Source organism: Actinoplanes sp. NPDC049668 (assembly GCF_044465445.1).
In the GTDB taxonomy this organism is placed as follows: Bacteria; Actinomycetota; Actinomycetes; order Mycobacteriales; family Micromonosporaceae; genus Actinoplanes.
In genome coordinates this window covers 338,831-359,470 of record NZ_JBITLR010000006.1, presented here as the reverse complement: position 1 = coordinate 359,470, position 20,640 = coordinate 338,831, and the positions used below count along the sequence as shown (strand labels likewise).

The following is a 20,640-nucleotide window of genomic DNA, read 5'->3' as shown; positions in this document are numbered from 1 at the left end:
ACAAGTGTCGGCCTCCTCCGACGACCGGCTCCGGATCTCGGTACTCGGGCCGCTCCGGGCCTGGATCGGCGAGCGCGAGCTCGACCTGGGGCCCGGGCGGCAGCGCGCGCTGTTCGCCGCGCTGGCGGCGAACGCCAACCGGATGGTGAGCCGCGACGAGCTGATCGAGGCGGTGTGGGGCGCCTCGGCGCCGGCCACCGCGACCGGCAGCGTGTACACCTACATCTCCGGGCTGCGCCGCAGCCTCGACCCGGACCGCGCCAACCGCGGCGCCGGCGAGCTGCTGGTCTCCGGGTCGTCCGGCTACCTGCTCCGGCTCCACGCCGGCGCGCTGGACAGCGACCGGTTCGCCACCCTCTGCGCCCGGGCCGCGGAGCTGCACGGCGCCGGCGACCTGGCCGGCGCGGCGTCGCGGCTCGACGAGGCGCTCGCGCTCTGGCACGGCGAGGCGTACGGCGGCCTCTCCGGCCATCTACTCGAGGTGGAGCGGGCGCACCTGGCGGAGCGCCGGCTGGCCGCGGTCGAGCGGCGGGCCCGGATCGTGATGGAGCTGGGCGACGACGGCCTGGTGGCGGAGCTGGCCGGGCTGGCCCGCGACCACCCGTTGCACGAACCCCTGCACGAGCTGCTGATGCTGGCCCTGCACCGCGCCGGCCGGCACGCCGAGGCGCTGGAGGTCTTCCGCGCGGCCCGGCGCACGCTGGTCGCCGAGCTCGGCGTCGAGCCCGGCCCGGCCCTGCGCGACCTGCATCGGCGCGTGCTGGCCGGCTCGGTCGAGCCGGCCGACGGCTTCGGCCCGCGGCCGGCCGACCCGATCGTGCCGACCCCGGTGGCCCGGGCCATCCGGGACGGTCTCGCCGGCCGGACGCTGATCGGCCGGGACGCCGAGCTGGCGCGGCTGCGCGAGCTGACCCGCGACGTCGCGGGCGGCACCGGCGCCGCGGTCTGGATCGAGGGCGAGCCCGGCATCGGCAAGACCGAGCTGCTCACCGCGGCGTTCGCGGCCGTCGGCGACGGCGGCTGCCAGCTCGCCTGGGGCGTCGCGGACGAGCTGGACCGGCACGTCCCGTTGCAGGTCATCACGCGTGCGCTCGGCATCGAGCCGGATTCCGCGGATCCGCGGCGCGCCGCCCTCGCGGCGGAGCTGGACGGCGGCGACCAGCAGGAGGCCGGCACCGCGCCGGCGGCGGACCGGGTGCTGGCGTACGTGCGGGCGACCTGCGCCGTCGCGCCGCTGGTGCTGGTCGTCGACGACCTGCAGTGGGCCGACGATGCCAGCGTGCTGCTCTGGGACCGGCTGATCGCGGCGACGCCGCGGCTGCCGCTGCTGCTGGTGGCCGCCGCCCGGCCCGGGCGCGCGCTGGCCCGGCTGCGGCGGGCGGTCCGGTCCCGGCAGGGGCACGCGCTGATCCTGCGGGCGCTGCCGCCCGGCGACATCGAGGACCTGGTCGCCGCCCTCGTCGGCGCCAGGATCGGCCCGCACCTGCGCGGCATCGTGCCCCGCTCCGGCGGCAATCCGCTCTGCGCCCGGGAGATGGCCACCGCGCTGCTGCGCCGCGGCGTCGTGCAGATCAGCGACGGCCGGGCCGAGATTCCCGCGGCGGTGCCGGTCGAGGCGCCGAGGTCGCTGCTCGCCGTGGTCCGGGCCACCCTGGACTTCCTCACCGAGGACACCCAGGAGGTGCTGCGGCTGGCCGCCCTGCTGGGCACCGAGTTCGCCGTGGACGACGTCGTCGCCGTCACCGGGCGCCCGCCGTTCGACCTGATGGTCAACCTGGAGGAGGCGCTCGCCGCGAACGTCCTGGTGGACTCCGGCAGCGACCTGGCCTTCCGGCATCCGTTCCTGCGGCAGGCGCTGCACGAGAGCGTGCCCGCGGCGGACCGCTCGACGCTGCACCGGCACACGGCCGAGGCGCTCGCCCGCGGCGGCAGCCCGGTGACCCGGGTCGCCGAGCAACTCGCCGCCGAGACCCCGGTCATCGACGCCTGGGTGGTGCGGTGGCTGGTCGAGCACCACGCCGAGGTGGTGAAGCGGACTCCCCTGATCGCCGCGCAGCTGCTGCGGCAGGCGCTGGCTACCGCCCTGCCGACGCCGCGACAGCGGGAGACCCTGCTGGTCGCCCTGGTCAAGCTGGAGTTCCGGCAGGACCGCTATCCGATGGACGAGGCGCTCGAGGCGCTCGGCAGCGCCACCGATCCGGCTGACCGGGCGGAGATGCGCCAGGTGCTCTCGGCGATGCGGTTCCGGCGCGGCGACGCGGCGGGCGCCATCGGCCTGCTGACCGGCGCGGTCGACGACCGGGCGGTGCCGGAGCTCTGGCGTACCCGGCACCGGGTGCTGCTGGCCAACTTCCGCCGCGGCGACCTGAGCGACCTGGACCGCGCCGACCGCGCCGCGCGGCGGGTGCACGACGAGGCGGTGGCGGCGGGCCAGCCGTACGAGGCGGCGTTCGCGCTGCAGACGACGTGGCTGACCAACTCGATCCGCCGCGACCACGAGCGCGCCCTGGAGTACGTGGACCGCGCGCTGGACATCATGCACGACCACCCGACCTTCGCCGGGATGTACTTCGACCTGCTGGACAACCGGATGTTCACGCTGCAGAACCTGGACCGCCTCGAGGAGGCCGAGCGGACCCTGCGCGAGGCGGCGCTGTTCGCCATCCGGCACCGGCTGCCGGCCAGCCTGCAGGTCGCCTCCGCGGTGCAGTACCACTGGCTGGGCCGGTGGGACGACGCGACGGCCGAGGTCAGCGCGGTCACCGACGACGCGCCGGGGCTCACCTTCCTGGGCATGCGGGAGCCCGGCGCGGTGACGATGCTGCTGCACGGGGTCGCGGCGCTGATCGCGGGGCATCGCGACGATGCCGACCTGGCCGCCGCGCACCTGGACGCGGCGGACGCGGTGCCGGCCAGCGACGCCGAGCGGGAGAGCTGCGACTTCCTGCTGGTCGCCCGCGCGCTCGGCGCCGAGCAGCGCGACCGGCCGGCCGAGGCGCTGAGCATCCTCGCCCCGCTGCTCACCCCCGAGTACGCCCCGATGATGCTGCGCCACCAGTGGCTGCCGGACGCGATCCGGGTCGCGCTGTCGATCGGCCGGGACGACGTGGCCCGGCGGGCGGCGAAGATCTGCGCGGACGAGGCGGCGAAGGAGGTCCGGCCCGCCCGCGCCTGGGCCGCCGCGGCCCGTTGCCAGGCGCTGCTCTCGGGTGACCCGGAGCCGGTGCTGGAGGTCGTCGCGCACTACCGGGCGGTGGGGCGGGTGCCGGAGCTGGCCGCCGCCTGCGAGGACGCGGCCGTCCTGCTGGCCGCCCGGCGGCGCCCGCACGAGGCGGCGCTCTGCGGCGGCGAGGCGGCCGAGGTCTACACCGTGCTCGGTGCCCGATGGGACCTGCGCCGGCTGCGCCGCCGGCTGGCCGAGTTCGGAATCGAGGGTGTCCGGGTGGCGGCGCACACCTCCGTCCGCAGTGGTTGATCACGGAATCGCACGCTCGAGATCGGAGCGAACGTTCAATTGTGATCGGTAACAAACTTTCCCGTAGGCGCCCGTCGATGGACAGAAACCGCAGGTCTCGCCCCCTTTAGGCCGCTGACCTGCTGCTCTCCGGGCCCGGAGTCGACTCACGACAGAGCGTGGCGTGCGTTTCTGATTGGTTATGACCGTGACCTTGACAGGAAAAGTTTGATAGTGCGTGAATGTGTTTCGGGATGGTAAAGCGTCGATGCCTCACCGGACGACGCCGCAGTCACCACTAAGGAGCCAATGTCATGAGCGCTATGTCCGGCCACTGGAGGCCGGCGGTTCTTACCCTCGGCGCGGCCCTCCTTCTCGCGGGCGCGAGCGCGTGCGCGAAGTCCGAGGACGGCGACACGCCGAGCGGCGGTTCGCCCGCGTCCGCCGGCGCCCAGGTCGTCCAGTCGGCCGACCCGGGTGCGAAAACCTGCACCCTGGAGCAGTTCGGCGGCACGAAGGTCGACCTCAAGACCGCCAAGGTCGGCTTCTCCCAGTCGGAGAAGGAGGCGAACCCGTTCCGCATCGCCGAGACGCAGTCCATCAAGGACGAGGCGGCGAAGCTGGGCATCCCGAGCGGCAACCTGCAGACCACGAACGCCGCCTCGCAGTTCAACAAGCAGATCAGCGACGTCGAGCAGATGATCGACTCGGGCGTGCAGCTGCTCATCATCGCCCCGCTGAACTCCGACGGCTGGGACTCGGTCTTCGCCAAGGCCGCGGCGAAGAAGATCCCGATCGTCACCATCGACCGCAAGATCAACGCGTCGTCCTGCACCGACTACCTGACCTTCATCGGCTCCGACTTCGAGGAGCAGGGCAAGCGCGCGGCCGACAAGATGGCGGCGGCGCTCGGCAACAAGGGCGAGGTCGCGATCCTGCTCGGCGCGCCGGGCAACAACGTCACCACGCTGCGTACCAAGGGCTTCAAGGACCAGATCGCCAAGGTCGCGCCGGACGTCAAGGTCGTGTTCGAGCAGACCGGCCAGTTCTCCCGCGAGGAGGGCCAGAAGGTCTCCGAGCAGCTGCTGCAGTCCAACCCGGACATCAACGGCATCTACGCGGAGAACGACGAGATGGCCCTCGGCGCCGAGGTGGCGCTCAAGGGCGCCGGCAAGAAGCCCGGCGAGGTCAAGATCGTCTCGATCGACGGCACCAAGGGCGCGGTGCAGGCCATCGTGGACGGCTGGATCTACGCCGTCATCGAGTCCAACCCGCGCTTCGGCCCGCTCGCCTTCGAGACGGCCACCAAGTTCTTCAACGGTGAGCCGATCCCCGAGGACATCATCATCTCCGACCGCGAGTACGACGAGAGCAACGCCAAGACGGACCTGAACAGCGCCTACTGATCACACCAGCGTGGCCCGCGCGGCGGCGTCGGACCTCGTCCGGCGCCGCCGCGCGGCATCTGCGGACATAGACAAACCTCCATTGTTCCGCGTGTTCAGTTGCGTCAATATGTGTTCCAAGCTGGTAACCACCGCCACCGGCATTTCATCCCCGAGCAGCACACTCCCTCGAAGGAGAGAGCACGTGACTGAACATCAACCCAGGTCATGGCGACGCTTCCTCGCCGTGACCGCAGCGGCCCTCACCGCGTCCGCCGGCACCTTGATCGTCACCGCCGCCCCCGCGGCGGCCTTCGTGCCGAAGACTCCCCCGCTGGCCACCCCGTGGAGCAACCAGGTCTCCACGACCAACCCGCTCCCCGAGTACCCCCGGCCCCAGCTCACCCGCACCGACTGGCAGAGCCTCAACGGGATCTGGCAGTTCGCCGGCGCGGCCAACATCAACACCCCGCCGGTGAACCAGACGCTGGCCGAGGAGGTGCTCGTTCCGTACCCGATCGAGAGCGCTCTCTCCGGCATCATGCGGCACCAGGACTACATGTATTACCGCAAAACGTTCACGGTCCCGGCCGGCTGGAGCGGCCGCAACGTGCAGCTCAACTTCGGCGCCGTCGACTGGCAGTCGAAGGTCTGGGTCAACGGCACGCTGCTCGGCACGCACGAGGGCGGCTACGACAAGTTCTCCTACGACGTGACCAGCGCGCTGCGCGCGGGCTCCAACGAGGTCATCGTCGGCGTCTGGGACCCGTCCAACGGCCAGGACATCCCGGTCGGCAAGCAGCGCACCAACCGCGGCGGCATCTGGTACACCACGTCGTCCGGCATCTGGCAGACGGTCTGGCTCGAGCCGACCAACCCGGCCCGGATCACCCGGCTCGACACCACCCCGAACGTCGCCGCCGGCGCGCTCGACCTGGTGGTGCAGGGCGCCGGCATCAGCGGACAGGGCGTCACCGCCCAGGTGCTCTCCGGCGGCGCCGTGGTCGGCACCGCCTCGGGCAGCGTCGGCGCGTCCATCCGCGTGCCGGTGCCGAACGCGCGGCTCTGGAGCCCGGACGACCCGTTCCTCTACGACCTGCGCGTCAGCCTCACCGGCACCGGCGGCGGCGACGCCGTCGGCGGCTACTTCGGCATGCGCTCGCTCGGCAAGGCCCTGCTCGGCGGCACGCTGCGCCCGACGCTGAACGGCAAGTTCGTCTTCCAGCTCGGAACCCTCGACCAGGGCTACTGGCCCGACGGGATCTACACGGCCCCGACCGACGCCGCCCTGCGCTTCGACCTCGAGCAGCAGAAGGCGCTCGGCTTCAACATGGTCCGCAAGCACATCAAGGTGGAGAACGACCGCTGGTTCTACTGGGCGGACCGGCTCGGCCTGATGGTCTGGCAGGACATGCCGGCGCTGGCCAGCGGCCGGGAGCCGTCGACCGCCGGGCGCACCCGGTTCGAGAAGGAACTCAAGGAGATGATCGACGAGCACAAGGGGATCACGTCGATCGTCCAGTGGGTGCCGTTCAACGAGGGCTGGGGCGAGTACGACGCCGGCCGCATCGCCGACCTGGTGAAGAGCTGGGACTCGACCCGGCTGGTCAACCACAACTCGGGCTCCAACTGCTGTGACTCCGATCCGGACCCCGGCAACGGCGACGTGATCGACGACCACATGTACGTCGGCCCGGGCATAACCCGCGCACCGACGGCGACCCGGATCGCGGTCAACGGCGAGTACGGCGGCCTGGGCCTGCGGGTACCCGGGCACGAGTGGCCGACCAGCGGCAAGTTCGCGTACGAGTGGCTGCCGGACAGCAACGCGCTGACCAACCGCTACGTGCAGATCACCAGCAAGCTGGTCGACCTGATCGCGGCGAACGGGCTCTCCGGTTCCGTCTACACCGAGCCGACGGACGTGGAGGAGGAGCTGAACGGCTTCTACACCTACGACCGGCAGATCCAGAAGATGAACTTCGCCACCGCCCGGGCGGTCAACCTGCGGGTGCTCGGCGCGGCGACCGGCACGACGCTGCCGACCGGCCGGCTCGCCTCGCTGCGGGTCACCACGCCGGGCTACACCGACCGCTACCTGCGGCACTCGGGCGGCGCCGGGGTCACCTCGGTGATCAACGCGGCCAGCCCGACCGGCGACAAGCAGGACGGGACCTTCTGGGTACGGCTGGGCCTGTCCAACGCCGCCTGCTACTCCTTCGAGTCCCGCAACTTCCCGGGCCAGTACCTGCGGCACCGGGCGTACCGGGTCTACCGGGAGGCGAACAACGGCGGGACGTTCAACGCCGACGCCACGTTCTGCGCCCGGCCGGGCCTGTCCGGCGGCGGCACGTCGCTGGAGGCGTCCAACCTGGCCGGTTACTACCTGCGGCACCGCAGCGCCGAGGTCTGGATGGACCAGAACACCGGCGGGTCGTTCAACGACGACGCGACCTGGGCCGTGGTCAACCCGCTGTGGCGCAGCGGCGCCGACCTGGCCGTCGGGCAGAAGCGGTCGTTCCGGGTCACCACGGCCGGCTACGACACCCGCTACCTGCGGCATCGCGACTCCCTCGCACGGACCGACGTGATCAACTCGGCCAGCTCGCTCGCCGACCGGCAGGACGCCAGCTTCACCGTGCGGACCGGCCTGGCCGACAGCACCTGCTACACGCTCGAGTCGGTCAACTTCCCGGGCCGCTACCTGCGGCACGCGGGCTACCGCCTGCAGACCGCCACGAACGACGGCACCACGACGTTCCAGCAGGACGCCACGTTCTGCGCGCAGCCGGCGCTGAACGGCGGCAGCGGCAACGTGTCGCTCGAGTCCATCAACTATCCCGGCTACTACTGGCGGCACTACGCGGAGGCCGTCTACATCGCCACCAACGGCGGCGGCAACACCTGGGACAACCCGGGCAGCTTCAACGCCGACGCGACCTGGAACAACGCGGCCCCGCTGGGCTGACGCCAGCGGTTGACGGGCCGGGCGGCCACAAGCCGCCCGGCCCGTTCAATGTTCGAAGTCTTGACGGATTATGTTGAGAAGTGAGTGAATGCGTTCATGGCGCTCCTAGAAGTCGTCGATGTCTCCAAAGTGTTCCCGGGCGTCCGCGCCCTGGACGACGTCTCCTTCACTCTCCAGGCGGGCGAGGTGCACGCGCTGGTCGGTGAGAACGGCGCCGGTAAGTCCACGTTGATCAAAGTCCTGACCGGGGTGTACCAGCCGGACGCGGGTTCGCTGCGCTACCGCGACGAGGCCGCCCGCTTCGACACCCCGATGGACGCGCAGCGGGCCGGGATCTCCACGATCTACCAGGAGGTCAACCTCATCCCGCTGATGAGCGTGGCGCACAACCTCTTCCTCGGCCGCGAACCCCGCAACGCGCTCGGCCTGCTCGACGAGGGCCGGATGCACCGCGAGGCGAGCGAGATCCTCCTGCGGTACGGCGTCACCACCGACGTCCGGCGACAGCTCGGCACCCTCGCGCTCGGCGCGCAGCAGATGGTCGCCCTGGCCCGGGCCGTGATGATCGACGCCAAGGTCGTCATCATGGACGAGCCGACCTCCTCGCTTGAGCCGCGCGAGGTGTCGACCCTCTTCGGCGTCATCCGCGACCTGCACGCGCAGGGCATCGGCATCGTCTACGTCAGCCACCGCCTCGACGAGCTGTACCAGATCTGCGACGCCGTCACGATCCTGCGCGACGGCAAGGTCGTGCACACCGGCAAGCTCGCCGACCTGGAACGCATCCGGCTGGTCTCGCTGATGCTCGGCCGCGAGATGTCCGCGGTGCGCCGGGAGGGCTTCACCGGCTTCGCGGGCGGGCACGCCACCGCGGCGGACGCCGAGCCGGTCCTCAAGGTCACCGACCTGAACAGCCGGCGCAGGCTGCACGACATCAGCTTCTCGGTGCGCCCCGGCGAGGTCGTCGGCCTGGGCGGCCTGCTCGGCGCCGGCCGCAGCGAGACCATCAAGGCGATCGGTGGCGCGTACCCGATCGACGGCGGCACCGTCGAGGTCGACGGCCGGGACCTGAAGCGGCCCACCACGGTGCAGGCGGTCAAGGCCGGCATCGCGGTGCAGCCCGAGGACCGCAAGGCCGAGGGCCTGGTCGCCGGCCTGTCGGTGCGCGAGAACATCGCGCTCGCCGTCCTGCCCCGGCTGTCCCGCTTCGGCCTGGTCTCCGATCGCCGGATCGACGAGATCGTCCGCAGCTACATGGACCGGCTGCGGATCAAGGCGTCCGGCCCGGACCAGCGCGTCGGCGACCTCTCCGGCGGCAACCAGCAGAAGGTGCTGCTCGCCCGCCTGCTCGCCACCCGGCCCAAGGTGCTGCTGCTCGACGAGCCGACCCGCGGCATCGACGTCGGCGCCAAGGCCGAGGTGCAGTCGCTCATCGACGAGCTGGCGGCCGAGGGGCTCGGCGTGGTGCTGGTCTCCTCCGACGCGGAGGAGCTGGTCGAGGGCGCCGACCGGGTGGTGGTGCTGCGCGACGGCGCGGTCGTCGGCGAGCTGACCGGCGACCGGGTGACCACCGAGGCCCTGCTCGAGACGATCGCCGCCGCGGCGGAGCTGGAGGAGACAAATGAGTGAGGCGACGGCCGTGGCCACCCGGCCGGCCATCTCCCCGGCCCGGATCCGGGCCTGGCTGCCCGCGTACGGCGTCTACGTGGCGATCGCGCTGCTGATGCTCTTCAACGTGCTGTTCACGCCGAACTTCCTGGCCTGGAGCAACCTGCGGATCCAGCTGATCCAGATGGCGCCGATCGTGATCGTGGCGCTCGGCATGGCCCTGGTGATCGGCACCGAGGGCATCGACCTCTCGGTCGGCGCGGTGATGGCGCTGGCCGCCGCGCTGATCCCGCTCTACCTCGGCTACGGCGTCATCGCGGCGATCATCGTCTCGCTCATCGCCGGCGTGCTGGTCGGCCTGATCAACGGAACCCTGGTCGCCAAGGTCGGGCTGCAACCCATCGTCGCGACCCTCGCGCTCTTCGTCGGCGGCCGCGGCCTCGCCCTGGTCATCTCCGGCGGCCAGCTCAAGGACGTCCGCAACGAGGACCTCATCTACCTCGGCTCGGGCGACCTCCTCGGGATTCCGGTGCTGGTCTGGATCGCCGCCCTCATGGTGCTGATCGTCGGGTTCGTGGTCCGGCGCACCGTCTTCGGCCGCCGCCTGCTGGCGATCGGCGGCAACCGGCCCGCGACGGAGCTCGCCGGCGTCCCGGTGAAGCGGGTGCTGATCACCGTCTACGTGGTCTGCTCGGTGCTCGCCTCGATCGCCGGCCTGCTCGCCGTCGCCCGCATCCAGTCCAGCGACGCCTCCGCGGTCGGCCTGCTCATCGAGCTCTCCGCGATCACCGCGGTCGTGGTCGGCGGCACCCCGCTGACCGGCGGCCGGGTGCGCGTGCTCGGCACGGTCGCGGGCGCCCTGCTCATGCAGCTCGTCGTCGCCACCATGATCAAACACAACCTGCAGCCGTCGACGACCGAGATGGTGCAGGCCGTCATCATCCTCGTCGCCGTCTACGTCGCCCGAGAGAGGAAGACCCGGTGACCCAGACCGTCTCGGATCACGAGGTCGCCGCCGTCGTCGCCGCCGACGAACGCCGGGCGGAACGCATCGACCGGATCGTCGGCCTGATCCAGCGCCAGGGCGCGCTCGCGGTGCTCGTCGTGGTCGTCGTCATCGGTTCGGTGGCGTTCCCGAACTTCCGCAGCTTCGACAACGCGGCCACCATCCTGATCGCGGCCGCGCCGCCCGCGCTGATCGCGCTGGGCATGACCTTCGTGATCATCACCGGCGGCATCGACCTGTCGGTCGGCTCGCTCTACGTGCTCGGCGGGGTCGTCTCCGCGTACGCGTCGCAGTGGGGCCTGCTGCCCGCGTTCCTCGCGCCGCTCGCGGTGTGCGGGCTCATCGGGGTGCTCAACGGTGCGCTGATCGCGTACTCGCGGATGGCGCCGTTCATCGTGACGCTGGCGGCGCTGCTCGGCGCCCGCGGCCTGATGCGGGCGATCAGCGACGAGGGCTCGACCACCTACCTGGTCGAGAACGACGCGTTCCGCGCCTTCGGCACCGGCTCGTTCCTCGGCATCGGCTACCCGGTCTGGCTGGTCGCGGCCGTCTTCGCGCTCGGCATGGTGCTGCTGTCGCGCACCCGGTTCGGCCACGCCGTCTACGCGGTCGGCGGCAGCGAGGACGCGGCCAGCCTGATGGGCGTCGCGGTGCGCCGCACCAAGGTCTGGGTCTACGTGATGTCCGGGCTGCTCGCCGGCCTGGCCGGCGCGATCAACGCGGCGAAGCTCGGCTCCGGCGTCACGGTGCTCGGCACAGGCATGGAGCTCGACGCGATCGCGGCGGTAGTCATCGGCGGCACGCTGCTGACCGGCGGCGCCGGCACCATCGCCGGCACCATCGCCGGCGTGCTGCTGCTCGGCGTGATCCAAAACATGATCAACCAGGTCGGCAACGTGCCGAGCAGCTACCAGCAGGTGATCAGCGGCGCCTTCCTCGCCGTCGTGGTCGTCGCGCAGACCTACCTGGTCAAGCTACGGCGCGTGACCTGACAGGATGGGTGCATGGACAAGGCGACCTTCGTGTACGACGGTGACTGCGCGTTCTGCACGACGTGCGCGAACTTCATCGAGCGCCGGGTACCGTCCCGCGCCACCGTCGTGCCGTGGCAGTTCGCCGACCTCGACCACCTCGGCCTGAGCCTGGAGCAGGTCGAGGAGGCGGTGCAGTGGGTGGGCACCGACGGCTCGGTCGCCTCCGGGCCGGACGCGATCGCGCTGCTGCTGCGCGACGCGGGCCGGCTGTGGGAGGTGCCGGGCCGGGCACTGCAGCTGCGGCCGGTCGGCGCGCTCGCCTGGCCGGCGTACCGCTGGGTGTCGCGGCACCGGCACATGATGCCGGGCGGGACCGCGGCCTGCTCGCTGCCGCAGGCACAGCGCGAGAAGCTCTACGGCCCCACCGGCCGGCCCTAGGCGCTAGTCAAGCCGCGCGGTGCCCAGCAGGTGGCCGTCGCGGTCGGCCACGGCGACGGCGTGGACGTTGCGCAGCTGGATCGAGCTCGCGCCGGTGACGCGCGCGTTCCCGCTCGGCGTCGGCCCCCAGATCGCGGCCTGCTCGACCAGGCCGTCGGCGCCGCTGACCCGGCAGACGAACGGGCCTCGGCCCGGCAGCCGGGACACGCTCAGGTCGATGGAAACCCCCCAGGTCTTGCCGGTCAGCACGGCCTGGCCGGTCAGCCCGCTACCGCCCTCCTGCTCGAAGACGGCGGTGACCAGCGGCGGGCTCGAGGCCGCCGTCGGCGGCGGTGTCGGCTTACGCTCCGGGTCCCGGCTGACGATGACGCCGACCGCGGCGGCCGCGACCAGCGCGACCGCCGCCGCGGCCGCGGTCAGCCGGCGGCCGAGGGCGCGGCGGCGCGTACCCGCCCGCTGCGCGCGAAACTTCGCGAGCAGGCCCTCGATCCGTGCGGGGCTGGGCCGGGTGCCGACCGGCACCGCGAACGACGCGTCGTTCTCCAGGGACCGCAGCAGCTCCGGTACGGGCGCGAGCCGGTCCAGCTCGGCGCGGCAGTCGTCGCAGCGCAGCAGGTGCGCGTCGAGGCGATCGGTGTCGGCGTCGTCCAGCGCGCCGAGCAGGTAGCCGCCGAGCAGCCGGCGCGTCTCGTCGTGGTCGGCGCTCATCGCAGCACCCCCATCTCCTCGAACGCCTGCCGCAGCGCCCGGACCGCGTAGTACGCGCGCGACTTGACCGTGCCCTCGGGCACCGACAGTTTGCGCGCCGCGTCCGCCACGGTCTGGCCCTCGTAGTACATCGCCTGCACCACGGCCCGGTGGTCGGCGGAGAGCCGCTCCAGCGCCTCGGCGACCAGCCAGCCCTCGACCAGCTGATCTACGTTGTCGGCCGACGGCACCGCCTGGACCGCCGCCTCGTCGGCCACCAGGTGCGGCCGGCGCTGCTCGGCGCGCCAGGTGTTGGTGACCACGTTGCGGGCGATGGTCAGCAGGTAGGAGCGGGTGCGTACGGGATCCGGCTCGAGGTGGTCGATGTGCCGCCAGGCGCGCAGCAGCGTCTCCTGCACCAGGTCCTCGGCTTTGTGCCGGTCCCGCACGTAGCGCGAGATGAAGCTGAGCAGCACCGCGTAGTGCTCGGTGTAGAGCGCGGTCATCTGCTCCTCGTCGGGACTCCCGCGTCGCCTCATCCGCTGCCCCCTCGTCGGCCCCACCGCCTCGTTGTACCCCGGAGACGGACGGCTGGTTCGAATCGGCAGGGCGCGAAAAGACGCCCGGACCCGCGACCGGGCCGGGCGTCTTTTCGGTATGCGATCAAGGCATGCTCAGGCCGCTGGCTAGCACTCCGAGTCCTCCGGCTGCGGGCCACCGTAGCGGAACGCCCTGTCAGTCGAGCGCACTACACTGTAGAGGCGCGTCGTCTTTTCGTCATCCAGGAATGAGAACGCGACGGCCGGCCCGTTGGTGAACGAGATGCTGCCAATGCGGCCGCCCTTGGCCGGCACGTTGTTGTCGGGATCGCCGTTGCTGGGCACCTCACCGTTGCCCATTTGGGAGCAGGGCGGCTTTCCGAGGGGGGACGCGACCTCGCCGAACCACTGGACGAGGTTGCTCCTGGTGTAGTTGCCCTTCCAGACGGAGTCGGGGTAGAAGCCGATCCACTCGGAGCCGTACGCGACCCACCAGGCCCCGCCGAAGTGCTCGATGCCGAAGCGCATCGACTTGCCGACCGGCAACGTGTAGCCCGGTTTGGTAGCACCTGGGATCTCCTGGAAGGCGATGCAGTTCTTCTTGGGGTTGTTGGGGTCGAGCTTGTAGTTGTAACAACCGTTCTTGCCGTCAACCCAGTAGTAGACGAAGAGGTGCGGGTCCTCGTCCCCGTTGAGATGTTCGTCGACGGTCCAGCCCACCTCGACTCTCTGCTTGTTGTTGTCGGGGCCGGCCTCCACCGATATCTCCGCGAGCGTGTGGTCGTCGAGTTTGTGCCGCTGCGGCCTTGGGATGACCAGGTTCGCCCAGGAGCCGTCGTTATCCGCGTACTGGAACGCGCCGGCGTAGTTGAAGGTGTGGTCATTGGGGCCGGCCTTGGCCGAGGTCGGCGGGGCTGGCGGGGCCGGCTCGGCCGCCGTCTTCCCCGTCTTGAGCACCTTCGGGTTGGGGATGTCCCCCTTCGCCGCCAACTCGGGCCTCGACTTGAGCAGGTCGCTCGCGGCCGGGGGCGCGGCGTCCGCACCGGAGGCCGCGAGCTCGGCGCCGCTCGCGCCGGTCTTGCCACGCTTGTTCTTGCGGGGGCGCTCGCCCCAGGGCAGCAGCGGTGGCGGCACGAAAACCGGCTCCTCGGCGACCACGTCCGTTGCCGCGGCCGGGATCTCGACCTCGGGCGCCTCTTCGGCGCTGGCGTTCAGGGTCCAGACGATCCCCATGGAGCCAACTACGGCTGCGACTAGACCGGCGGCGAGCAAACCGCGGCTTGAGTTCGACACGTGTCCGTCCTCGTTCATCGGGGGCTCGACGGCGGTGGGCGCGGGAACGCCCCGACGCCGGCTCTCAGCGGCAGAAGGGACCATATAACGTTCTGAATACCGTCCGCGCGGGTCGAGCGGCCTTTCCGCCTGATCGGCTGAGTCCCCCGGCCGATCCGGTGGTTCATTGACCAAAGTGGTCGACCGTGCGTGTTCAGACAGTAGCTGTGGGGAGTAATTTTTCCCATAGTTAAGAAAGAGGCTAACCACCGTGAGGCTCTTTCGGGTCTAGCGTGACTCACATGGGCGCCATCCGGGTTCTGCTGCTGACGGACAAGGGCGTCGAAACACACCCGATGTCCGCCGTCGAGGACTTGCTGGCGCGCGACGCGGCACTGATCTGGGTGGACATTCCGGAGTGCGGCGACGAGGCCGTCACGCTCCTCACCGACGTCCTCGACTGCCACCCGCTGGCCGTGCGCGACTGCCTGCAACGCAACCGGGTGCCGCGCGTGCGCGTCTACCCGCATCAGCAACTGGTGATACTGCACGGGCCGGAACGCGGACCATCCGGCCATGTCCACTACATCGAGCTCGATCAGATAATCGGCGACAAATACGTCGTGACCGTGCACGGGCCGCTCAACCCCTCGGTCGACCCCGGGGTCGCGCTCCGGGAGACCGAGGCGGTGCGGCGCCGCCTCGAGGCCGGGCGGCTGCGGCCGAGCACGCCGCACGAGCTGCCCTACGCGATCACCACGGCCCTGGCGCACACCCTCGAGACGCACATCGAGGAGCTGACCCGCGAGGTCTGGCAGTTGGAGCAGCGGGTGACCGGCGGCCACATGGGCAACCCGGAGGAGTTCCTTGAGGAACTGTTCCAGGCGCGGCACGGACTGCTCGCCGTCCGCACGATGGGCGCGCTCGGCGCCGAGGTATACGGCCGGATCGCGGCCCTCGGCAAAGGGGTGCCGATAAATGATCTTCCACTGGTGACCGATGTTGTTGATCAATTCACCCGGATCCGCGCCCTGGCCGACGGCGAGCGCGAATATCTGCAAGGCGTGATCGAGTTCTATCGCGCCCGGGCGGAGACGAAAATGACCATTGCCGCGGAACGCCTCGCGGTGATCGCGGTCGTGACGCTGCCGATCACCGCACTCTCCTCCGTTTACGGCATGAACATCATCGTCAACGAACACACGCGATTGCCCCAATTGCTGGCGGTGCTGACGGTAATGGCGATCATGTCCACTTTGCTGCTCACGTGGGCAAAGCGCCGCGGCTGGTGGTGACCACAGGATCTTCATTCCCGCATGTTGGTACAGGTTTGATTTGCCCACGAACCCCGACGACGATGGGCCCATGCAGCGGCAGCGGATCCCCCTCACGGCCCGCCGGGCGATCGACCTGGCGCGCTGCGCCAGCGCGCGCTGTCCGCGCTGATCTGCGCTTTCCGCACACCCTTCGGGTAGTTCCGCCGGCCTGAGCGCCGGTTTCGAGGTTCCCTCCGCGCGTCGCCCGGCCTGGGCCGTACTGTGGGGGTAAACCTATAGGACTGATAGGCAATATATACAAAGCGAGGAGCAGTAGTGACCGCCGTCGACACCCGCCTCGACCATCTCGCCACCGCCATCCGATACGCCGCCGACCCGGCCAGCTGGTCGGCCACGCCCCACTTCAACGCGGTCGAGCGCTGGTACCACCGGCTCGCGCAAGAGCACGACCACGAGGTCTGGCTGCTGACCTGGCTGCCCGGGCAGGGCACCGACCTGCACGACCACGGCGGCTCGGCCGGGGCGTTCCACGTCTACTCCGGCACGCTGACCGAGGACACGGTCGAGACCGGCCCCGGCGAACCGCCCCGGATCACCGCCCGGGAGCTGGGCGAGGGCGCCGGCCGCCGCTTCGGCACCCGGCACATCCACCGGATCACCAACTGCTCGAACCGGCCGGCGATCAGCATCCACGCGTACGGACCCGCGCTGAGCAGCATGACCCGTTACCGGATCGGCGCCGCCGGCCTGGACGTCATCGCCGTCGAGCGGGCGGGTGCCCAGTGGTGAACCCGGCGCCGCTGCGCGCCGCGCCGGTCTTCGCCGCACCGCCGCGGGGTTCGCGGGGCATCGAGGAGCTGCTGGCCGGCGCCCGAGCCCGGATCGTGCGGCTCGGGCCGCACGAGACGTACCGGGCCGTCGGCCGCGGCGCGGTGCTGGTGGACATCCGCCCGGCGGCCCAGCGGGCGGAGCACGGCGAGATCCCCGGCGCCATCGTCATCGAGCGCAACGTCCTCGAGTGGCGGCTCGACCCGCGCAGCGACGCGCGGCTGTCGTTCACCCGCTACGACCTAGAGATGGTCGTGACCTGCCAGGAGGGGTACACGAGCAGCCTGGCCGCGGCGGCGCTGCAGGATCTCGGCCTGCTGCGGGCGACGGACCTCGAGGGCGGCTTCAAGGCCTGGCAGGCGGCGGGCCTGCCGACCGTCTGAACCGGACCGGCGGGGCGGCGGCGCGCCGCCGCCCGTCCGTCGCGTCAGTGGCCCTCGCCCTCCGGGCGCCCGTGCCGCGGCAGCAGGAAGGCCAGCCCGAACGCGGCCACCAGCAGCAGCAGCGCGACGGCGAGACCACCCACCGTCGCGTCCCGGAAGCCGGCGTGCACCGCCTCCTGCACGTAGGCACCGACGGCCGGCGAGGATCCGCCGCCCTGCTCGACGCCGCGGCACGACGCCGGCTGGGCGGCCGGGTCGTCCTGCGCCGCGCGGTCCTCCAGGCAGGTGCGGATCCCGCTGACCACCGCCGGCTGCGCCTGCGCCGGGACCGAGGCCGCGGTCAGGGCCGGCCGCAGGCCCGCCGCGTCCACGTGGTCGCCGACCGCGCCGGGCAGCAGCGCGAAGAAGATCGTGCCCAGCACGGCGATGCCGAACGCGCCGCCGAGCTGCTGCACCGAGGTGAGCGCCCCGGACGCCGAGCCGGTCTCCTCGTCGTCGACGCCGGCCAGCACGATGTTGAAGAACGGCGCCATCGCCAGGCCCATGCCGACGCCGAGCGCGACGAGCGCGGGGATCAGGTGCCACGGCGTCATGTCGCCGCCCGCCGCCCGGATGGTCACGGCGACCCCGACCGTGCCGAGGCCCATGATGACCGTGCCGATCAGCAGCAGCCGGCGGCCGAGCCGCTCGCTGAGCCCGGCGCCGGCCGCGATGAAGCCGGCCACCGTGCCGAGGGCCTGCGGCAGCGTGGTGAGGCCCGCCTTGAGCGGTGAGTAGCCGAGGCCGACCTGCAGGTAGAGCGTGAAGATCAGGCCGGTGCCGATCAGCGCGGCGAAGAAGAACAGGCCGAGCAGCAGCCCGCCGGTGAAGGCCCGCTTGCGGAACAGGCTGGGCGTCACCAGCGGGTCGAGGCCGCGGCGCTCGCGGCGCGACTCGTAGACCCCGAAGATCCCGAAGAGCATCACGCCCAGCGCCAGCATCACGAAGACCCAGGCCGGCCAGTCCAGCTCGCGACCCTGCACGAGCGGGAAGAGCAGCAGGAACGCGCCGACGGCCGCCAGCGCCACGCCGACCAGGTCGAGCCGGGGCGTGCGCTCGCTGCGGAACTCGGGCAGGAACTTGACCGCGCCGATCACGGCGAAGATGCCGAGCGGCAGGTTGATGAGGAAGATCATGCGCCAGCCGGTGCCGAAGTAGTCGGCGTCGACCAGCCAGCCGGCCAGGATCGGGCCGCCGACCGCGCCGAGGCCCATCACCGGGCCGAACGCGCCGAACGCCTTCGCCTGCTCCGACGGCGAGAACATCTGCTTGATCATGCCGAGGCCCTGCGGAAGCATCAGCGCGCCGAACAGGCCCTGCACCGCGCGGGCGCCGATCAGCACGCCCGGCGACCAGGCCAGGGCGCAGAGCAGCGAGGCAACGGTGAAGCCGGCGGCGCCGATGATGAACATCCGGCGCCGGCCGTAGATGTCGCCGAGCCGCCCGCCGGTCAGCAGGCCGATCGCCATCGACAGGGTGTAGACCGCGCCGAGCCACTGGATCAGGCTCAGCGAGCCGCCCAGCTCCGCGCGGATCACCGGCCCGGCGATCGTGGTGACCAGCGAGTCGAGCAGGTCCATGACCTCGACGGCGAGGATCACGAAGAGCGCGACCCACCGCCACCGGTACGCGGTCTCGGACGGCTTCTCCAGCACGGCTTGCATCAGATCTCCCCCGGAACAATGTTCATAACGTCGAACACTGTTCTACCGACGAACACCGTTCGAGTCAAGTACGCTGTACGCCGATGAGCGAAATCCCACTTCCCCCCTGGCGCCGCGCCGTCGCCAAGCGCCCCCGCGCCGCCAAGGCCCCGCTGTCACAGGACCAGATCGTCGACGCGGGCCTGCGGATCGTCATGGCGGAGGGCATCGACGCGGTGAGCATGCGCCGGGTCGCCGCCGCCTTCGACACCGGCGCGTCCAGCCTCTACGCGCACGTGGCCAACAAGGAGGAGCTGCTCCAGCTGATGTTCGACCGGATCTGCGGCGAGGTGCACACGCCCGAGCCGGAGCCGGCCCGCTGGCAGGAGCAGATCAAGGAGATGGCCCGCGACAGCCACGCGGTGATGAGCAGGTACAACAACCTCGCCCGCGCCGCGCTGGCCACCGTGCCGACCGGGCCGAACGCGCTGCGGGTCTCCGAGGCGATGCTGGCGATCATGCTGTCCGCCGGCATGCCGCCGCAGGTGGCGGCCTGGTCGCTGGACCGGCTGTTCCTGTACATCGTCGCGGACGCCTACGAGAACTCGCTGCACATGGAGAACATGCGGCCGGGCCTGGAGACCCGGGAGTACTTCGAGGGCTTCGTCACCCAGCTCCGGGACTTCTACGGCGACCTGCCGGCGGACCGCTTCCCGAACATCCGCGCGCACGCCACGACCCTGACCTCGGGCGACGGCGACCAGCGCTTCGAGTTCGGCCTGGACATGCTGGTCGACGGCCTGGCCCGGTACCTGCCGTAACGGAGAGGCACCGGGCTCAGCTCAGACGTTGACGCTGGTGTACTGCTTGCCGGTCTCGGTGACGACCCGGACCGACGCGACCTGGTCCGGCGGCACGAGCGCGCTGCCGTCCAGGGTGGTGCCCTCGTCCGCGCCCTTCTCGGAGACCACCCAGCTGCCCGCCAGGACCGACTTGCCGTCCGCGGCGACGACCTCGAGCCGGCACCGCTCGCCGGCCGGGATGCCGACGACCGCGGCCTTGATCCGCACCCAGCCGGGCGCCGGCGCCACCGCAACGGTGATTCGCGCCCCGGTGTCCGGGTCGAGGGCGGTCGCGGTCTTCGTGCCGGGAATCGTCGTCGGCTCCATCGCGACCGGCGGCTGCGGGATCGGGTTCGCCGGATCGGCCGTCGAGCGGCCGAGCACGACACCCGAGGCGATCGCGGCGGCGACCACGACGGCCGCGGCCGCGCCTACGAGCGCGGATTGCCGATGCCGCCTCCCGGCGGACTCGTCCCGGATCTGCCGCAGCGTGCGCTGCAACAGCAGGTCACCGCCCTCGGGCGGCCCGTCAAGCAGCATCGCCTCGGGCACTGCCTCGAGCGCCATGGTCCACTCCTGCAAAGATTCCGCCTCGGCCCGGCACTCGGCGCAGCCGGCGAGGTGCTCCTCGAACCGCCGCAACTGCTCCGCGTCCAGTGACTTCGTCAGGTAGCCGGCGAGGTCCTCGTGATTAGTCTTCATGAGGCAGACCGTTCCGTTCCGGCTGCGCTCAGCGACCGGAGCTCGCGTAATGCCCGTAGGGCGTAGAAGGAGCGCGACTTGACCGTCCCGGGCGAGATGCCCAGCGTCTTGGCCGCTTCCGCGACCGTGCTGCCGAGCAGGTAGACCTGCTCGAGGACCTCACGGTGCTCGGCGGAGAGCCGGCTGAGCGCGTCGACCACCACCATCGAGTTGACCACCTGCTCGGCGTGGTCACCCTCGACCGCGGCCTCGATCGGGCTCTCCCGGACCTCGGTCGCCCGGGCCTTACGGGCCCGGACCTGGTCGGTGACGATGTTGCGGACCACCGTGAGCAGCCAGCCACGCACCGAACCCTTGCCGTTCACCAGGCTGTCCGGATGTCGCCAGGCACGTACCAGCGCCTCCTGGACCACGTCCTCGGCGGCGGCCCGGTCCCGGGTCAGCTGCGTCGCATAGGCGAGCATCGCCGCCCCGTGTTCGTAGAACAAGGACCTGACCAGCGCCTCATCGGCCACCTCCCGGCGACGTTGGAGCCTTAACCCCGGCATCTCTTACCCCCCGGTGACGGCGGATTTCATGCCGAGGCTGGCCGGAC

The 20,640-nt window shown here is 71.2% G+C and carries 17 protein-coding genes; 11 read left to right on the top strand and 6 right to left on the bottom strand.

Going from position 1 to position 20,640, the window contains the following annotated elements:
- Positions 1-4 precede the first annotated feature (4 nt).
- From ACIBSW_RS26280 to ACIBSW_RS26250, 7 genes are all read left to right on the top strand, one after another.
- A complete protein-coding gene (locus tag ACIBSW_RS26280; RefSeq protein ID WP_354717992.1) occupies positions 5-3,475 on the top strand; it encodes a BTAD domain-containing putative transcriptional regulator in 3,471 nt (1,156 codons plus the stop codon).
- Positions 3,476-3,768: 293 nt separating this feature from the next.
- On the top strand, positions 3,769-4,860 hold the full coding sequence (locus ACIBSW_RS26275; protein WP_354717994.1) for an ABC transporter substrate-binding protein: 1,092 nt from the start codon (positions 3,769-3,771) through the stop codon (positions 4,858-4,860).
- Between the two features lie 184 nt (positions 4,861-5,044).
- Positions 5,045-7,807: an AbfB domain-containing protein gene (locus tag ACIBSW_RS26270; RefSeq protein ID WP_354717996.1), complete on the top strand. Its 2,763-nt coding sequence runs from the start codon at positions 5,045-5,047 to the stop codon at positions 7,805-7,807.
- A gap of 96 nt (positions 7,808-7,903) precedes the next feature.
- Positions 7,904-9,436: a sugar ABC transporter ATP-binding protein gene (locus ACIBSW_RS26265; RefSeq protein WP_354717997.1), complete on the top strand. Its 1,533-nt coding sequence runs from the start codon at positions 7,904-7,906 to the stop codon at positions 9,434-9,436.
- Complete coding sequence (locus ACIBSW_RS26260; protein WP_354717999.1) at positions 9,429-10,400, top strand: ABC transporter permease; 972 nt, start codon at positions 9,429-9,431, stop codon at positions 10,398-10,400. The genes ACIBSW_RS26265 and ACIBSW_RS26260 overlap by 8 nt, the downstream gene beginning before the upstream one ends.
- Complete coding sequence (locus tag ACIBSW_RS26255) at positions 10,397-11,413, top strand: ABC transporter permease (protein WP_354718001.1); 1,017 nt, start codon at positions 10,397-10,399, stop codon at positions 11,411-11,413. The genes ACIBSW_RS26260 and ACIBSW_RS26255 overlap by 4 nt, the downstream gene beginning before the upstream one ends.
- A gap of 12 nt (positions 11,414-11,425) precedes the next feature.
- Positions 11,426-11,833, top strand: a complete 408-nt coding sequence (locus ACIBSW_RS26250) for a DCC1-like thiol-disulfide oxidoreductase family protein (protein ID WP_354718003.1) — start codon at positions 11,426-11,428, stop codon at positions 11,831-11,833.
- A 3-nt stretch (positions 11,834-11,836) separates the two neighbouring features.
- On the opposite strand, the gene ACIBSW_RS26245 is transcribed toward ACIBSW_RS26250, so the two are convergent.
- From ACIBSW_RS26245 to ACIBSW_RS26235, 3 genes are all read right to left on the bottom strand, one after another.
- Positions 11,837-12,541, bottom strand: coding sequence for a zf-HC2 domain-containing protein (locus ACIBSW_RS26245; RefSeq protein WP_354718005.1), 705 nt, complete (start codon positions 12,539-12,541; stop codon positions 11,837-11,839).
- Entirely contained in the window at positions 12,538-13,059 is a 522-nt protein-coding gene (locus ACIBSW_RS26240; protein ID WP_354718007.1) for a sigma-70 family RNA polymerase sigma factor, read from the bottom strand. Before ACIBSW_RS26240 ends, ACIBSW_RS26245 begins: the two co-directional genes overlap by 4 nt.
- A 147-nt stretch (positions 13,060-13,206) precedes the next feature.
- Positions 13,207-14,292, bottom strand: a complete 1,086-nt coding sequence (locus tag ACIBSW_RS26235; RefSeq protein ID WP_354718009.1) for a neprosin family prolyl endopeptidase — start codon at positions 14,290-14,292, stop codon at positions 13,207-13,209.
- 341 nt (positions 14,293-14,633) lie between these two features.
- On the opposite strand from ACIBSW_RS26235, the gene ACIBSW_RS26230 reads away from it, so the two are divergent.
- From ACIBSW_RS26230 to ACIBSW_RS26220, 3 genes are all read left to right on the top strand, one after another.
- On the top strand, positions 14,634-15,626 hold the full coding sequence (locus tag ACIBSW_RS26230) for a magnesium transporter CorA family protein (protein ID WP_354718010.1): 993 nt from the start codon (positions 14,634-14,636) through the stop codon (positions 15,624-15,626).
- A gap of 297 nt (positions 15,627-15,923) precedes the next feature.
- Positions 15,924-16,397 carry a cysteine dioxygenase family protein gene (locus tag ACIBSW_RS26225; protein ID WP_354718012.1) on the top strand — a complete coding sequence of 158 codons (474 nt, stop codon included), beginning with the start codon at positions 15,924-15,926 and terminating at the stop codon, positions 16,395-16,397.
- Entirely contained in the window at positions 16,394-16,819 is a 426-nt protein-coding gene (locus tag ACIBSW_RS26220; RefSeq protein ID WP_354718016.1) for a rhodanese-like domain-containing protein, read from the top strand. The genes ACIBSW_RS26225 and ACIBSW_RS26220 overlap by 4 nt, the downstream gene beginning before the upstream one ends.
- Before the next feature lie 44 nt (positions 16,820-16,863).
- Here the strand turns inward: ACIBSW_RS26220 and ACIBSW_RS26215 are convergent, their stop codons facing one another.
- On the bottom strand, positions 16,864-18,522 hold the full coding sequence (locus tag ACIBSW_RS26215) for an MFS transporter (protein WP_354718017.1): 1,659 nt from the start codon (positions 18,520-18,522) through the stop codon (positions 16,864-16,866).
- A gap of 83 nt (positions 18,523-18,605) precedes the next feature.
- Between ACIBSW_RS26215 and ACIBSW_RS26210 the strand changes: the two genes are divergently transcribed.
- On the top strand, positions 18,606-19,322 hold the full coding sequence (locus ACIBSW_RS26210; protein ID WP_354718019.1) for a TetR/AcrR family transcriptional regulator: 717 nt from the start codon (positions 18,606-18,608) through the stop codon (positions 19,320-19,322).
- 21 nt (positions 19,323-19,343) lie between these two features.
- On the opposite strand, the gene ACIBSW_RS26205 is transcribed toward ACIBSW_RS26210, so the two are convergent.
- Positions 19,344-20,045, bottom strand: a complete 702-nt coding sequence (locus ACIBSW_RS26205; protein WP_354718021.1) for a zf-HC2 domain-containing protein — start codon at positions 20,043-20,045, stop codon at positions 19,344-19,346.
- Complete coding sequence (locus tag ACIBSW_RS26200) at positions 20,042-20,593, bottom strand: sigma-70 family RNA polymerase sigma factor (protein WP_354718023.1); 552 nt, start codon at positions 20,591-20,593, stop codon at positions 20,042-20,044. Before ACIBSW_RS26200 ends, ACIBSW_RS26205 begins: the two co-directional genes overlap by 4 nt.
- Positions 20,594-20,640: the final 47 nt, after the last annotated feature.